We start from the raw sequence: 14,717 nt of genomic DNA, 5'->3' as shown, positions 1-14,717 counted from the left end.
TATATAGGATCCCTTTTTTGGATAACATCTCTACCGATATGCTGTTTGTCGTGCTTGGCATTCTCATATTCATATCAGCCTATTTCTCTGGCTCTGAAACTGGCATGATGTCGATCAACCGATATCGGTTAAAGCACTTAGAAAAACAGAATCATCGTGGCGCTAAACGGGTCAGTAAATTACTGGCAAAACCAGATAAATTAATCGGCTTGATCCTAATAGGCAATAACTTAGTCAATATTTTTGCGACGCTTATTACCGGAATAATAGCGCAAAGACTCTATGGCGACGCGGGTGTCTTTTATTCAGGTTTGTTGTTAACGCTAGTTATATTAATTTTTGCTGAAATAACGCCAAAAACCTTAGCGGCGCTGTATCCAGAAAAAGTAGCTTTCCCTAGTTCATTAATCCTCACTTTACTGTTAAAACTGCTTTATCCTTTCGTTATTGCGGTAAATTGGATCACCAATGGTATATTAGCCATCTTAGGTATTAGTTCAGAACAACGAGAGCAACACAGCTTAAGCTCTGAAGAATTACGCACCGTGGTAAATGAGTCTGGTGCGTTATTAAAAGCTCAGGATCAAGACATGCTGGTGGGTATTCTCGATCTAGAAAATGTCACCGTAGAAGATATTATGATCCCGCGTAATGAACTTGTAGGTATTGATATCAATAACGAGTGGAAGCGCATACAAAAACAACTGACACAATCAAACCATACTCGAGTCTTATTATATCGTGATAATATCGATGATGTTGTGGGCTATGTTCATGTTCGTGACGCGTTGAGGCTAGTGTCGAAAGAACAATTCACCAAAGCAACTTTGTTACGTGCTGTGCGGGAAATATATTTTATTCCTGAGGGCACCCCCCTCAATGTACAGCTACTTAAGTTTCAACACGCTAAAGAACGTTTAGGTTTAGTGGTTGATGAATATGGTGATATTCAAGGTTTAGTTACATTAGAAGATATCCTTGAAGAAATTGTTGGCGATTTCACTACCACAATGACACCAACAACCAGTGACGAAGTAAATATTCAGCCCGACGGCAGCTATTTAGTTGATGGTAGCGCAACCGTTCGTGACGTTAATAAAGAAATGACCTGGAACTTTCCAACCGACGGCCCTAAAACTATCAATGGTTTAATATTGGAGTACCTTGAAGATATTCCAGAGGCGAACTTAAGCGTTAGAATATCCGGCTATCCACTTGAAATTATCGAAGTAAAAGACAACATGATCAAAACAGTTAGAATATTACCCGATTTTTATGATGGTATAAAAACATAACAATGTAACGGTTAGAGATTATTTCTGCAAAAGGCACCGTTAATAATATATTAACGGTGCCTTTTGCATTATAGCCTTCGGTAATAGTAACAACCGAGTCTATAACTGACCTACGTTACACCGATAGAAACGTTCAAACATAAGGTACATCAGTTAATCACTCGTTATTCAAGTTAATATCTCCTACAGTGCCTAATAAGCGGGATTCAAACTGCGATAGTCATCAAATGCGAAAGTAGTCGTTAGCGACTTTAATCCGTTGAAATTTTCTGATAATTAATGATACTGATACAAATGACCTTATAATAAAGTGACTTCTCTAAAATTTAGATTATTACGGAGTATGAACATTTACTTAAACGACATTTCAGCCACCTCCACGACCATTTTGTGGATAGAACAATCCTCACTTAAAGTTAATAACAAAGTTATACACAGCATTAGATCTCAGGTACAAGTTTCCACAATTTCTGTGGATAACAAATGCAAGCCCTATTGAAATTAGACTTTGTATTTTGCAATCAATTTATCTTGAAATAATGCACTTTTTTTTAAAAATATTGCTTGTTTATTTCCTAGCCCTTACACAGACTGAATTGCTAAAAAATAATGAAAATTTTATTCATGTTGGCAAGAACTATGCTAACAATATCTTCTGAAAAGTCAGTTGAAAAGTCAGTCAATGAATAAGGGAAGAAAATACTAATTTAGGAACAGTTATTGCCTATTAATATTGCTAGAAATTTATTTCGTGTATTTTTAAAGTCTTAGCCCAGTAGAATGTTGAGCCATAAAAAAGAGGGGCAGCTTACTAAGCTAAATATGAAAGTTTGCTCATTAAACAACGTTATTAAGATCGTAATAAATATGCATATCGCGCTGTTAATTAGCTATTTTAGAAGTATAAAACATAGCTTAGCTATGTTTAGCTTTACTAGGTCTACAAAGCTTGCACAAAAGAATAAAACATTAGATAAGGTCGGTATTGAACAAACAACAAAGCTAGAGATTAAAGCCAGTTAATCTCTAGCTAACGGTACTAGCTAATCACCAAAGAATAAGCGCCATAGCCAACCATGATTAAGTTCTTCTTCACAACTTTTAAGCTGACTAGAGTAGCGTTTAGCGCGACTATCTACTTTTCGAGCCACCTGGCTTAACCAAGCTTTTTTCTTGTAGGTTTTACGCTTAAAGCCGCCCCATCCTTCATGATAATTTAAATACTGGTTGTAGGCGTCCCACTTCGACACTTTATTGATTTTTTGAGTTTTGAAAATGAACCAACCCATAAAGTCGATCGCATCTTCAAAATCATCGCGATCGGCACCAGAGTTATCAGTTTCTCTGGTGTAGTCTTCCCAGGTCATGGTTTTTGCCTGTGAATAACCATAGGCAGTACTAACACGCCCCCAGGGAATAAACCCTAGCAGGTAATCTCTAGGAGGTAATGCACCGGCTTTAAAGGAGCTTTCCTGATACATCATACTCATAGGCACATGAATAGGTACCCCCCAGCGTTCACGCATATCTTTTGCGGCAAAATACCAACTTCTGTGTTCACGAAATATTTCACAAAGGTTTTCAGGATTTTTTGGCGGGCTCGTCGCACAACTCGATAAGGTTAAGCAGGCTAAGGCAGAAGTAATTAAGGTTTTAAAAAAAGTCATGTACGCTGTTACTGAGTATTGAGTGGTTAATATAATGCCAGAATATTTGCTGTTTTTCAGTTTAAAATCATCATATATTTCACTTTTATCTCGCAGGCTTGCACTGGTTCATTTAAATGCATAAGCCAAAAGTAAACCCAATTTTAACTTTTTTGTCAAAGACCTATAAAATACACTTTTGCTTGGGAGCTACTTTTCATTTTACTACTCACAGTTGATAGAACATTATTTCCCGGTAGTGTTTTTATATTTGTCGTGCTTTTGTTCAGCTGAAACTTAGTGTGCTGAAAATGAACATGCGCGAAGAAATTTTGGGCAGGTTTGTTCATTTAAGTAAAACCAATTTGATATAAAGTTTATCCCGAAAATATCTAGAAAGTAGGCATTAAAATATTTACCTGTACAATAAATGAACTACTGATAAGTTCATCGGTCATATAACATGGAAGTAAAACCTCCCTGGATTGCTTTCTTAACTTTAACAGCGCGTTAGATTAACGCGCTTTTTTTTGTCTGCAAATTAAGAAATAAAACTAAACGGTAATCAGGAGAAATATTCCTGGAGAAAAGTATCAAAGTCAACAGTATCACTTTCTTCGATAGCCGACTGTTTTTGCAACGATTCAGCCACTGTTGTTTTAAAGTACGCTTCATTAAACTCTTGATAATTACTGGCTAAAAGCTGTTCACGGTAATCAACAGCTCTATTCAATGCCAACGTTGTTAACGATTTGTTTTCTTTAACTACAGCTGTTAACACTTGTGCTGAAGGCGTTAAACTCGCATCGTTAACTTTGGCTGCTTCTGTTGCAAGTACTTGGCTGTATAACTCACTATCGTTGGCTTTATCTAATAATGTTGCAATATCGGCCATTTTTGCAAAGATCTCTCCGCCCCATTGCGGTACTGACTTATCTTCTGAATTTTCTCCTGAGATATCACGTAACAATAATGTCGGATCCCGTCCTCGTACAACAACAGCACCCATATTTTCTTCACTGGTTGCTTGTGCATTACAATCAAGTATTGGGCTAGGTTCGAGCATACAAAAAGTAAGAAAAGTGTCTAAGAATCGGACTTGTTCAACCGTAATACCTGTGGCTGATAAAGGGTTGACATCAAGTGCCCTAACTTCAATATATTCAACGCCTCTATTTCTTAAAGCTTCAGATGGCTTTTCGCCCGCTTTAGCTACACATTTAGGTCGAACTGGCGCGTATAATTCATTTTCTATTTGTAAAACATTACTGTTAAGCTGCTGATATTTACCATCAACTTTGATACCAATTTTTTCAAATTTTTTCGATGGTAAATTTATGGCGTTTTTAACCCCATCTAAATATCCCGATAAATTGTTATAGCAAATTTGCAACGATGACTGTTCGCTATTGGTATAACCTAAATCACTCATACGTAAAGACGTTGCATGTTCAAGGTACAGATAGCCTTTACCGGTTTTTTTAAACGGTAAAGCAGTAGGTTTGTTTTTTAAAAACGAACCACAAATAGCTGGTGAACTTCCGTATAGATAAGGGATAAGCCAACAAAATCGCTTATAATTTCTTAGTAGAGCAAAATATTTATCAGAAATATAATCATCAAGTGCATCAGTATTTTGTTCAATTTCTTGTAACGATTGAAAAAAACTTTTTGGAAATGAAAAGTTAAAGTGTATCCCAGAAATAACTTGCATCATGCTGCCATAGCGGTTTTTCAGGCCCTGGCGATAAACAGTTTTCATTCGACCAATGTTAGATTTACCAAATTGAGCCAAGGGTATTTTATCGTCGTCATCAACAAAACACGGCATACTCATCGGCCACAATAGCTCGCCATCAAGCTGACTTAAGGTAAATTTCTGTACATCTTCGAGTTGGGCAATCACCGTTTCGGGTTTATGACTAACAGGCGTAATAAATTCCATCAGTGTTTCGGAGTAATCAGTGGTAATGTTAGGATGCGTTAACGCTGAACCTAATAGTTTACTGTGCCCGCGTTCAGACAAGCGCCCTTCTGGCAGCACTCGAAGTGCTTCACGTTCTATACCTCGACCAAATTGGCTCAAAGAAGTTTGATGCTTTTTTTCAGTAAAAGCCGAGATATATTCGTTTAATGATAATGTCAAAATGATTCCTGATGCGTTACGCCAGCGAGTAACTGTTATTTAAGGGTGAAATGTCAATTTTCAATGGCTGCAGTGATTTATTATTATCTAAATATGAGCTAGAACGCATAATAAAGGAAGAAGCCGTGAGTTAATATTAGATAACTCACTTTAAACTTACTATCATACACTGTTAAAATATACGCTATATTGTAATATTTATCTTTATCGACACAGGCATTGACCCGACTTATTCAATGTATATTTCTTTTTCTTTAGATTTTTTATCATGATGTCAGCTAGCATTCAGTTTCTTATTACATGAGCTTGCGGTAAAGTTAGGGGCTTCTAAATTATATCCAAAAAATGAAAGCCCTCTGACATAAAATAATAAAAAAGGTTTACTATGCAAGACAGTGTTTTTAGCTTACTTCCCCCACTTGTGGCTATTATCATTGCCATTTGGCGAAAAAATGCACTTTTCGCGCTTTTATGTGGCGTAATGCTTTGTTATTTAATGGCAGAAAATGGCAACCCTCTTGACGGTATAATCGCTACAACCTTTGGCATAGCAGGCGTATTCTCCTCTATAGGTAACGTTTACATTGTCAGTTTCAGCTTATTAATTGGCGCATTAGTGACGCTAATGAACCAATCGGGCGCGGTAAACGGCTTTATTAACCATCTTGCTTCATTAAACTTAGTGAAGAATAGCCGACAAGCCAGTATTTTACCTACGGTGATCGGTACCTCTATCTTTACCGATACGAATTTGAGTATGTTTACTGCCGGCATGGCGAGTCAAAAATTATTCGACCATCATGGTCTTAGCCGAGCTAGGTTGGCCTACTTGGTTGATTCAACTTGCGCACCTATCAGTATTTTATTTTTGGTTAATGGCTGGGGGGCTTATGTTCTAGGGTTACTGGATGGTTATTCATTTGATGACCCCGTGGGTATATTAATTGGCACCATCGGATATAACTTTTACGCTATAATTGCTGTTGCTCTTGCTTATTATACCGCATTTAGCGGCAGAGTTTTTGGACCCCTTAAACACGCTGAATCAGTGGTCAAAGAAAAGCAAAAAAACACGGTAGAGCATGTTGCTCCCGCACATCTGATGTGGCTGCCCATGCTAACGCTCTTAATGGGCACTTTTGTTCTCCTCTGGTATACAGGTGACGGTGATATACGCCGTGGCTCAGGCGCTTTCTCGGTATTTTGGTCGGTGGTTACAGCCTTAGTATTTTTAGTGCTGCTAATAATGAGTCGAAAGCTCATGTCATTTACTACTATCTTTAAAACTATTATTACCGGTATTAAATACATGTCGCCTGCCGTGGCGATTTTGGTGTTATCGTTTGCCTTTGGCGACGCCATTAAAGCCCTAGGCACTGGTATGTATGTAAGCCAGTTGATTAACCTTGAAGTGCCGTTGTTTTTAATGGCGCCTATTTTATTTATTGCGGCTGCCATTATGGCATTTGCGACAGGTACATCATGGGGCACCTTTGCGATACTTATTCCCATCGCCGTGCCCATTGCGCAACAAAGCGGTTTGCCTATCGAGTTTTTAGTGGCTGCCGTACTCGGTGGCGGTATTTTTGGTGACCATGCTTCACCAATTTCAGACACCACAGTGGTTGCGTCTATTGCCAGTGGCTGCGATCACTTCGAGCACGTTAAAACACAATTACCTTATGCCTTAGTGGGCGGCATACTAACGTTGATCATTTATGTCATTATCGGGCTTAACTTTTAGTGACTAAGCAACCGTTAGCCGTTATTGATCATCAAGCTGACTTTGTCGTGCTTGATAAACCTCAAAACATCAGTTTTCATGACGAAGATAATATGGGTTGTGGCTTATTTTCACAAATAAAAGCCCAACTAAAAGCGCAGTTTTCATTAACTGATCTTTATCCCGTGCACCGTTTAGACAAGATGACTTCTGGACTTATCATTGTTGCTAAAAATAGTGCCACAGCTAGGGCATTTCAACAGCTGTTCGAACAACATCAAGTTGAAAAATATTATCTAGCAATCGCTGAAGGTAAGCCGAAAAGAAAACAAGGCTTAATTAAAGGTGATATGGAAAAAAGTCGAAGAGGTATGTGGAAGTTACTACGTACCCTAGAAAACCCAGCGATTAGCCAATTTTTATCTTACACTATAGCGCCAAAACAACGACTATATTTGATCAAACCTCATTCGGGTAAAACCCATCAAATAAGAGTGGCACTTAACAGCATAGGTGTGCCCATAATGGGTGATCCACTTTACAACAGTACTAAAGCTGCAGACCGAGGCTATTTACACGCTTTTGCCTTAAACTTTAGCTTGAACAATAAACAATATCAGTATTGCCTGCCGCCGAGCACTGGCTCTGTTTTCAATGAGTCATCAACACTTGAAGTTATAGATCAACTCACACCACCTTGGCAACAGCAGTGGCCTAAGCTATAAAGCCCAAAAACTTAAGTAAGTCGATATTATCTATAAGTAAGTAAAATTATAAATAAGAAAGGGAGCTAAATAGCTCCCTTTTACTTATTTAATATCAAATAGCTTTACAGCGAATGCCAGAACACAATTGCTATTGCCGTCGGGCAAATAAACTTGGTATACCAAGGCCAAATTTTCCAAAACAAGGAGTGCTCAACCATATCATTTCCTTGTTTAAGTTCATTTAAAATATCGTTGCGAAACCAAATCCAACCAACAAACACACAACAAAGCATAGCAATGAGCGGCTGACCATAAACGGTAGAAATTGAAATAGCCAAACCAAAAAGCGCATCAAAATTAAGCACGATTAATGCACTTATCATGAAAATACCTATACCAATAAAGGTCGTCGCTTTTTTCCGTGCAATATTATGGCGCTCTACAACAAAAGAGACAGGCCCTTCTAACATTGAAATACTCGATGTTAGCGCGGCAATAGACATTAATATGAAGAAGCCAAAGCCAACAAATAAACCAATAGACCCCATACCATTGAATAAAGTAGGTAGGACATCAAAAACCAAGTTTGGACCAGAAATAAGCCCCCCCTCTGCATCGAATATAGCGACACCTTGTGCCTGAGCAACATACATTGATGGAATGATTAACAAACCCGCTAAAAATGCGATTGATACATCAATAAGGGTAACTTGCGCGCCTAAAGTAACTAAATTTTCTTTCTTAGAAATATAAGAACCATAAATCACCATGACACTTGTCCCTAACGACAGCGAGAAGAATGCCTGACCTAACGCGCTGATCAATAAGTCGGGCTCAAATACCCGAGAAATATCAGGATTTAAATAAGCCTCAAAGCCTTCTTTTGACCCCTCTAAAGTAAAGACATAGATAATGAGCAACACTAATAAGCCTATCAACATTGGCATTAAGCGTTTAGACCATTTTTCAATACCTTGCTCTACACCTCGGCGAATAATCGAGATAGTCAGCATCATAAATAAAGCGGTAAAAACTAAGTTACGCTCCATTGATTGTGACGTTAGCCAGCTTGAAGCTTCATTAAAGCCTAATAAAGTGGTAATGGGCTCAATCGCGAACGACATCATCCAACCGGCTAAAATACCATAAAAGCTTAAAATCAAGGCAGCACAAATAATACCGCCAAAACCGACGACAAAAGCAAAGCGTTTGTGCAATAAATTTCGAGATATTTTTTGTAGTGACGTCACCGCATTGGCTTGGCCATAACGCCCAATGAGTAACTCAGCCATAAAAGCGGGATAGGCTAAACAAAAAGCAAGCACTAAGTAAACCAGCACAAAAGCGGCACCGCCATTGCTTGCTGTTTGTGTTGGAAAACCCCATATATTACCTAACCCCACGGCAGAACCCGCAGCAGCCATGATAAAACCTATACGAGAACTGAACGCACCTCTAGAAGCAGCCATTTATAATCATCATTATTATTATTTGAATAAGTTAATTTACTTAAAGTATTAAGAAAAAAACAGCGTTTATTAGTAAAAATCATCATGAAAGTGCTTTTAATTGATGCTTTCATCGTAAACATTTCATTACTGGTTAAATTACAGTCGACTTATATTTACTCGTTATACCGCTATCTATGACATTAAAAACAAAAAAGAGGCTAAGGCCTCTTTTTACATTAGACATTAATATAATTCATAGTCGAATTAATCTCTAAAATTATTATACTGAAATGACTGCTCTAACTCTGTCTCTCTCAGTAACTGCATTACGGCTTGTAAATCGTCACGTTTTTTACCAGTCACGCGAACTTGCTCACCTTGAATAGAGGCTTGCACTTTTAACTTACTGTCTTTTATCAGTTTAACAACTTTCTTAGCCACAGGTTGCTCTATTCCTTCTTTAAAAGTCGCCTCTTGGCTGAAGTTTTTACCTGTGTGCTCAATACTACTAAGTGTTAACGCTTTGGCGTCAATATGTCTTTTAGCTAACTGGCTACGCAGTACATCAGCCATTTGCTTTAATTGAAAATCTGAATCGCCCTTCATCGTAACGGTTGGAGTTTTCCAAACAAAGCTTGCGTCTACACCCCGAAAGTCAAATCGAGTCGACAACTCACGGTTGGCATTTTCAGTTGCGTTTCTAACTTCTTCCAAATTAATTTCGGAAACAATATCCATTGAAGGCATGATGACTCTCTATCTAGCAAAAATTGAGCATATATTATCAATATATGAAATTAATACCAATGCTGAAGATAACAAATAACTCGCTTTAGCTAGGAAATGCTACTCGGACTCCATAATTGGCTTCATTTAAAGCCTTTAACATGAAAGAACAGTGATAGTTTTACTTGCTGAGCCCTGATATGATTAATGCCACCTTATTTCGGCAAGTGCACTAAAAACACCTCAATGAAAAGTCGCTATCATTTATCAATTCTAGCTATTATTGTCCTACTATTCTTCTGCCTTTACTTTAGTTCTAACGATTTTAGGCGCGTAGTTTTTCGCAGTACAGAAATCGACTCAATAGGTCATATTATTAGCTTCTTTTGTTTGACTTGGGTACTGCACAGTATTTTAAAGTTACCATTATTTAATACTATCTTAACCGTTGCCTTTTATGGCGTACTAACGGAATTAGGGCAATATTACTTGGGCTTTCGTAGTGCTCAGGTTAGTGACTTTATTTCTGATTTGATCGGTATAGCACTGTTTGGCATTATAAGATGGTCGATTTTGATGTACCGCAACCGCTCTAGCAATAAGGCAGTAAAGTGAATATTGTTATTATTGGCCAAGGTGCTATCGGTTTGCTCTGGTATCATCATTTGGCAAAGTCTCCGAAAAATACAGTCAGCTTGTTATGCTCATCCAGAACAACATTTATTCCCAGCCATTATGGCTTTACTGATATTAATCAACAAAGCCATGAACTTTCATTAATGGTCGCTGATAACGCGGCGTTTATTGATGCAGAATTAATATTAATTTGCGTAAAGTCGTATCAGGTAAATGTCGCTATAGAAGCATTAAAAAACAAAATATCACCTCATGTCATCATTGTTTTTTGTCATAACGGTATGGGTGCATACCAGAATTTAGCAAGTCTTCAGCAACCTTGTTTAACGCTACTGACGACTCATGGCTGTAAAATCAATAGTCCTTTTCATGCGCAACATACCGGGTTAGGCCACTGTGATTTAGGATCGATACATGGGGAAATTTCACCATTAATGCGCGCTAATATCACTTCTACACTTAAACAAGCGTTACCAACATTAACATTTACCAATGACATCAAAACAAAGCAATGGCTTAAATTAGCTATAAACTGTGTTATTAACCCACTAACCGCTGTTGAGAATATTGATAATGGTCAGCTACTTAATGAAAAATTCAACCCCATAATTACGGAATTAATTTCAGAGATTATTACTGTTGCAGCTTATGAAAATGTTAAATTTGACTTTAATGAGTTGCAAGAGAAAATAATGCAGGTAGCGAAAAAAACCGCCAAAAATTGCTCTTCAATGCGCAGTGATATTTTACAGCAACGTAAAACTGAGATTGATTATATTAATGGCTATATCGTCACTTTAGCTAAAAAATCAGGCATCCTTGTACCTAAAAATGAAATGCTAGTGCAGCAAGTCAAAGCTTTACAAGTATCATAACAATAATTTTATGCATTAAAAAAGCCCATAAACAATTGCTTGTTTATGGGCTTTTTAGCTTTAAATACGTGTTATGACTTAAGGGCGATACACTTTAACATTGGTAAAGCCTGCACCTAATAAATACAGTGCCTGAAGTTTACTCATGACACCTTGGTCGCAATAAAGTAAGTAATCTTTAGACTTATCTAAGTCGCCAAACTGAGTCGTTAGCTTGTAAAAAGGTAAGTGCACCACTTCTACCCCTTCAAGGTCTAATGGATTATCATCTTCTTCTTCAGGGCTACGAATGTCGAGTACTACCGCATTAGCAGGAATATTATCCAAGGTATCAACAGCATGAATCTCGGCTTCACTTTCTTTGCCAATGTCACGAATATCAAATATACGAGTCTCAGCAATGACTTTATCGAGAATTGCAAAATCAAAATTAGCTTCTTCTGCCTCAACTTTTGACAATACCGCTTTTACTGTCGGTTTTTTAGAAATAACACCACAGTATTCTGGGATAGTTTTAGCAAAATCTTCAGTCCCAATTTGGCGTGCTATATCAATAATATCTTGTTTATCGTATGCAACTAATGGTCGTAGAATCAAGGTTTCGGTAACACGGTCAATTACATTCAAGTTAGTTAATGTCTGACTAGATACTTGCCCTACTGCTTCGCCAGTGACTAGCGCTTGAATACCCATTTTTGCAGCTATTTTTTCAGCCGCTCGCATCATCATACGTTTAAGCACAACGCCCATGAGGCCATTTTCAATGTTTTCTAAGATTTCAGCTACGACAGGTTCAAAATCTACAGCAAAAAACTTCACTCGATGAGAAGCACCAAACTTATCCCATAAATAATAGCTAACCTGCTTAACACCAACTTCGTGCGCGTCACCACCCAAGTTAAAAAAGCAATAATGGGTACGAGCCCCTTTTTTTATCATTTGATAACTAGCAACGCCTGAATCAAAACCACCAGACATAAGCGATAAAACATCTTCTTGTGTGGCAATTGGGAAACCGCCCATCCCTTTATGGCGTTCAGTGACTATAAATAAATTTTCATTTTTAATTTCTAAATAAACCGTAACATCGGGTTTGGTTAATTTAACTCGAGCAGACTCAACCTGCTGATTTAAGCCACCACCCACATATTGTTCCACTTTTATAGAGTTAAAATCGTGCTTACCGGTACGTTTTACTCGAACACAAAAGGTTTTATTCTCAATGTTTTTAGCATGCACAGCTAAAGTTTTTTCATAAATATCGTGCAAGTCGGTAAAATCTGTTTGTTGCACTTCAAGAAACATCGGAATACCTGGAATTGACTTTAATGTTTCGATCAATTTCAAACGGTTTTCTGGCGTGTTGTTGGCTGTATTTACTTCAATATTGTCCCAGTTCATGCGTGTTGTGACTTGATCATCAACTCGACGTAAAACATTTTTCACACTCGATTCTAAAATCTTAGTAAAACGCTTACGCACCGGACGGCTTTTAATCGTAATTTCAGCCTGTAACTTAACAATAAATTTCATTAACAATAATACCCACACCTAGAATGGCGCGCATTATATATTAAGCACAGCCATAAAAAAAGGAGTACATCATTTGTACTCCTCACTTAAGCTTGCTTCACTGCAAGGCCATTAATTATAGTTAACGGATGGAAATGGGTTCTGTTTCTTTCGCTTTTCCTTGATTAATCGCAATTTCAACACGACGATTACGACGGCGATTTAGGCGATTATTATTAGGCACCAAGGGTCGCGTATCTGCATGACCTACAACAAGCAAACGTGATTGATCAAACCCAGGTACTTTAATAATTTCATGTGCTATAGCTACTGCACGTTTACTTGATAAGTCCCAATTAGAGGTAAATAGCTCAGAGCTGATACCTTGATTATCGGTATTACCAGAGATCATTATTTCACCCGGGACTGTGTTTAATAACAAACCAATTTCTCGCATAATAGGCTTAAATTGCGGCTGTAAGAATGCCGAACCTGATGGAAATGAACCGTTTTCGCGTATTCTAATAATAACTTGCTGGCCCAGTGACTCTAGTTCGATTGCACCGTCTTGTATTTGCTTTTCTAATTGTTCTGCAATTTTTTTCACTAGCTCGTTCACTTCTTCTTGTGACGCTTGCTCTAGCTCTTCTTTTGCTTGCTGTATTGCTTGTTCTGCCATTTCATCTGCGGTACTTTGTGATTGACCACCTCGCTCAGCGCCACGCTGCTCTTGACGCCCCCCAGCTTCGGTTTCATCACCCGCTTGAAACTCCAACATTTGTTGGGTCATTTCCATCGTTTGTTGCTGAATAACTTCAATAGGCGTTGGCTCAGGTTTACCGGGACGAAACTCCTGAGCGATAATACTGGTACCTTTAGGAATATCTTTCACTTCTATTTTGTTTTGCACGCCAAAAGCAAACTTCATTGAGCCAGCAATTTGCTTGAACTTTAGAACGTCCATTTCTGAAAATGATAAAAGTAAGACGAAAAAACACATCAACAGCGACATTAAATCGGCGAATGTTCCCATCCATGCTGGTAGCCCTGGGGGTGGACATTTACATTTATCTGCCATAATTTACTCCCGCTACTCTTCGGTGGTATCAACAACTCGCTTACCTTCAGCAAGGTAGTTCTTCAATAAACCTTCAATAACACGCGGGTTTTGGCCATCTTGAATACCTAAAACTGCATCAAGCACTAATTCTTGATTCATTTTTTCTTCTGCCAAACGTAGCTTTAATTTATTCGCGATAGGTATCGCAATAACGTTAGCTAAAAACGCGCCGTATAACGTGGTTAATAGTGCAACCGCCATTGCGGGTCCAATCGCTTTAGGGTCGTCCATATTGGATAACATAGCAACCAAACCAATCAGCGTACCTATCATACCCATAGCGGGTGCAACGTCGGCTAATGCCATCATCATATTAGAACCCGTTTCATGACGTTCGGTCGTAAGATCAATATCTTTTTGCATGGTCGCTCTTACGACATCCGCATCATGACCATCAACTAACATGTCGACACCCTTTTGCATAAAGGCATTAGAAATTTCAGCTTCTTCTAAGGCTAAAAATCCCCCCTTGCGAGCTGCGTCTGCCATTTCAACTGATTTTTCAATTAACTCTTCAGGCTTTTCTAATTTAAACATGAAGGATTTGCCGATAATTTTCCCGATCCCGAAAAACTGGCCTAAATTATAATTGGATAAGACAACAAAAATTGAGCCACCAAATACAATGATCACCGACTGAGCATCTATAAACATGCCAATGTCACCAGCGAGTAACATCGCCATAACCAGTAACCCTATTGCACCGACTATGCCTATTAACGTTGCTAAATCCACAAATGCCTCCGATAAATTTTCTTAGATATACTGATACCAACTCAAATAAATAATTGAACATTTCAAGGTAACTTAAAGCTCCAACATCTGCGTTACTTTCAATCCCAATAGCCCGCTATTGCTCAATCAAACGCCTTAATCTTGA

Annotated in this window: 12 protein-coding genes; 5 read left to right on the top strand and 7 right to left on the bottom strand. The window is 38.2% G+C overall.

Annotated features, from left to right (window positions below; all coding sequences use genetic code 11):
* The first annotated feature begins 17 nt into the window (after positions 1–17).
* The gene (locus B5D82_RS01045; RefSeq protein ID WP_081148518.1) at positions 18–1,295 is read left to right on the top strand and encodes an HlyC/CorC family transporter; all 1,278 of its coding nucleotides are present in this window, start codon (positions 18–20) and stop codon (positions 1,293–1,295) included.
* Between the two features lie 1,043 nt (positions 1,296–2,338).
* On the opposite strand, the gene B5D82_RS01035 is transcribed toward B5D82_RS01045, so the two are convergent.
* Together B5D82_RS01035 and gshA are read right to left on the bottom strand one after the other, a co-directional pair.
* Positions 2,339–2,962, bottom strand: a complete 624-nt coding sequence (locus B5D82_RS01035; RefSeq protein ID WP_081148516.1) for a transglycosylase SLT domain-containing protein — start codon at positions 2,960–2,962, stop codon at positions 2,339–2,341.
* Positions 2,963–3,506: 544 nt separating this feature from the next.
* Complete coding sequence (gshA, locus tag B5D82_RS01030; protein WP_081148515.1) at positions 3,507–5,087, bottom strand: glutamate--cysteine ligase; 1,581 nt, start codon at positions 5,085–5,087, stop codon at positions 3,507–3,509.
* Between the two features lie 385 nt (positions 5,088–5,472).
* Here gshA and B5D82_RS01025 point away from each other — a divergent pair, with 385 nt between their 5' ends.
* Positions 5,473–6,831, top strand: coding sequence for a Na+/H+ antiporter NhaC family protein (locus B5D82_RS01025; RefSeq protein WP_081148514.1), 1,359 nt, complete (start codon positions 5,473–5,475; stop codon positions 6,829–6,831).
* The gene (locus tag B5D82_RS01020; RefSeq protein WP_081148512.1) at positions 6,831–7,535 is read left to right on the top strand and encodes a TIGR01621 family pseudouridine synthase; all 705 of its coding nucleotides are present in this window, start codon (positions 6,831–6,833) and stop codon (positions 7,533–7,535) included. The genes B5D82_RS01025 and B5D82_RS01020 overlap by 1 nt, the downstream gene beginning before the upstream one ends.
* A gap of 104 nt (positions 7,536–7,639) precedes the next feature.
* On the opposite strand, the gene B5D82_RS01015 is transcribed toward B5D82_RS01020, so the two are convergent.
* Together B5D82_RS01015 and B5D82_RS01010 are read right to left on the bottom strand one after the other, a co-directional pair.
* A complete protein-coding gene (locus B5D82_RS01015; protein ID WP_081148511.1) occupies positions 7,640–8,986 on the bottom strand; it encodes a sodium-dependent transporter in 1,347 nt (448 codons plus the stop codon).
* A gap of 246 nt (positions 8,987–9,232) precedes the next feature.
* On the bottom strand, positions 9,233–9,715 hold the full coding sequence (locus tag B5D82_RS01010; protein ID WP_081148509.1) for a YajQ family cyclic di-GMP-binding protein: 483 nt from the start codon (positions 9,713–9,715) through the stop codon (positions 9,233–9,235).
* A 186-nt stretch (positions 9,716–9,901) separates the two neighbouring features.
* Here B5D82_RS01010 and B5D82_RS20285 point away from each other — a divergent pair, with 186 nt between their 5' ends.
* Both B5D82_RS20285 and B5D82_RS01000 read left to right on the top strand, forming a co-directional pair.
* Positions 9,902–10,309, top strand: coding sequence for a VanZ family protein (locus B5D82_RS20285; RefSeq protein ID WP_425429872.1), 408 nt, complete (start codon positions 9,902–9,904; stop codon positions 10,307–10,309).
* Positions 10,306–11,205: a ketopantoate reductase family protein gene (locus B5D82_RS01000; RefSeq protein ID WP_081148506.1), complete on the top strand. Its 900-nt coding sequence runs from the start codon at positions 10,306–10,308 to the stop codon at positions 11,203–11,205. Before B5D82_RS20285 ends, B5D82_RS01000 begins: the two co-directional genes overlap by 4 nt.
* 78 nt (positions 11,206–11,283) lie before the next feature.
* Here B5D82_RS01000 and thiI read toward each other — a convergent pair whose 3' ends face one another.
* The 3 genes from thiI to pomA all read right to left on the bottom strand — a co-directional run bounded on the left by thiI (position 11,284) and on the right by pomA (position 14,572).
* Positions 11,284–12,738, bottom strand: a complete 1,455-nt coding sequence (thiI, locus tag B5D82_RS00995; RefSeq protein WP_081148504.1) for a tRNA uracil 4-sulfurtransferase ThiI — start codon at positions 12,736–12,738, stop codon at positions 11,284–11,286.
* Positions 12,739–12,859: 121 nt separating this feature from the next.
* Positions 12,860–13,795: a flagellar motor protein MotB gene (locus tag B5D82_RS00990; protein WP_081148503.1), complete on the bottom strand. Its 936-nt coding sequence runs from the start codon at positions 13,793–13,795 to the stop codon at positions 12,860–12,862.
* Between the two features lie 12 nt (positions 13,796–13,807).
* Entirely contained in the window at positions 13,808–14,572 is a 765-nt protein-coding gene (pomA, locus tag B5D82_RS00985) for a flagellar motor protein PomA (RefSeq protein WP_081148501.1), read from the bottom strand.
* Between the last annotated feature and the right edge of the window lie 145 nt (positions 14,573–14,717).

Source organism: Cognaticolwellia beringensis (genome assembly GCF_002076895.1).
In the GTDB taxonomy this organism is placed as follows: domain Bacteria; phylum Pseudomonadota; class Gammaproteobacteria; order Enterobacterales; family Alteromonadaceae; genus Cognaticolwellia; species Cognaticolwellia beringensis.
The sequence above is the reverse complement of the archived record's forward strand: the minus strand, read 5'-3'. Positions and strand labels throughout refer to the sequence as shown.

Excerpts from the sequence above, each read along its gene's own strand:
- B5D82_RS01010 (WP_081148509.1), bottom strand. The coding sequence starts at position 9,715 with ATGCCTTCAATGGATATTGTTTCCGAAATTAATTTGGAAGAAGTTAGA.
- B5D82_RS20285 (WP_425429872.1), top strand. The coding sequence starts at position 9,902 with ATGCCACCTTATTTCGGCAAGTGCACTAAAAACACCTCAATGAAAAGT.
- B5D82_RS00990 (WP_081148503.1), bottom strand. The coding sequence starts at position 13,795 with ATGGCAGATAAATGTAAATGTCCACCCCCAGGGCTACCAGCATGGATG.
- B5D82_RS01025 (WP_081148514.1), top strand. The coding sequence starts at position 5,473 with ATGCAAGACAGTGTTTTTAGCTTACTTCCCCCACTTGTGGCTATTATC.
- B5D82_RS01035 (WP_081148516.1), bottom strand. The coding sequence starts at position 2,962 with ATGACTTTTTTTAAAACCTTAATTACTTCTGCCTTAGCCTGCTTAACC.
- B5D82_RS01015 (WP_081148511.1), bottom strand. The coding sequence starts at position 8,986 with ATGGCTGCTTCTAGAGGTGCGTTCAGTTCTCGTATAGGTTTTATCATG.
- thiI (WP_081148504.1), bottom strand. The coding sequence starts at position 12,738 with ATGAAATTTATTGTTAAGTTACAGGCTGAAATTACGATTAAAAGCCGT.